Below are 978 nucleotides of genomic sequence, written 5' to 3'. Positions count from 1 at the left end.
CGGGCGGGTGCCGGCGCGGCTCTCGGGCGGCCAGCGGCAGCGCGTGGCGCTGGCCCGCGCCCTCGTCACCGAGCCGGCGCTGCTGCTGCTGGACGAGCCGACCTCCGCCCTCGACCGCAGTGTCGAGGCCGAGGTGGTGGCGCTGCTGACCCGCCTGCAGGCGGAGCGCGCCTTCGCCTGCCTGCTGGTGACGCATGACCTGCGCATCGCCGCCGCGCTGGCCGACGACACCCTGACCCTGGCCGGCGGCCGCCCCGTCGCCGCCGGCGCCCCCGTTTCCCATGTTCTCGAGGAATCCCTGGCATGACCGATCTTCCCGGCCGCTGCTTCCTGACCGGCGATCCGGCCGCCGTGCTGTCGCGCCTGTCGGCCGCCGGGCGGGTGATGGCGGTGCTGTCCGGGCCGGGGGTGCTGCTGGAGCGCATCGGCCCGCTCGACGCGGTGGTCGCGCGGGAGGGCTGGCTGGAGTTCCGCGCCGCCGCCCACACCGCCCGGGTGAGGCGCGAGGCCCTGGCGGCGCTGGTGTTCGACCGCACGCCGCGGATGCGGGACAAGCCGCTGCCCCGGGTCGAGCTGCAGGGCGCCGATCAGGCCGCGCTGATGACGCTGCACGGGCTGGATGGCGGGGAGGGGTTCGACGCGGCGCTCGGCCCGGTGGCGGGCGGGGCCGCGCCGCCCCGCATCCTGCCCCCCGGCGAGGCGGAGGGCGCCGCCTCGCCGGAGGCTGCGCGCATGCTGGCCGCGCTGCGGGCGCTGGAGGCGCCGCTGCGGGTCAGCCTGCGGACGGCGGCGGTGACGCAGCATTACGAGGGGCTGCTGCCCGAATCGCGCGCGATGGGCGGCCACCAGAACCTGATCCAGGCCGATTTCCACCTGCACCTGGCCGACAGCGCCGTGGCGCGCTGGCGGCAGGAGGGGCGCCTCCTGCGGGCCGAGGCCGCGTCCGGCGCCGCGCTCGGCCTGGAGGTCGAGCTGCCC

2 protein-coding genes are annotated in these 978 nt (G+C 78.0%); both read left to right on the top strand.

The genetic code is table 11. The features are described from left to right. Positions 1 to 307: ATP-binding cassette domain-containing protein (locus HMPREF0731_RS21855; RefSeq protein ID WP_007006431.1), on the top strand; the 307-nt coding region annotated here is incomplete at its 5' end. After that, positions 304 to 978: hypothetical protein (locus tag HMPREF0731_RS21850; protein ID WP_040614407.1), on the top strand; the 675-nt coding region annotated here is incomplete at its 3' end. The genes HMPREF0731_RS21855 and HMPREF0731_RS21850, both read left to right, overlap by 4 nt.

The organism is Pseudoroseomonas cervicalis ATCC 49957, from assembly GCF_000164635.1.
Classification (GTDB): domain Bacteria; phylum Pseudomonadota; class Alphaproteobacteria; order Acetobacterales; family Acetobacteraceae; genus Pseudoroseomonas; species Pseudoroseomonas cervicalis.
Note: the sequence above shows the minus strand (reverse complement) of the source record. Positions and strands in the feature narration are given on the sequence as shown.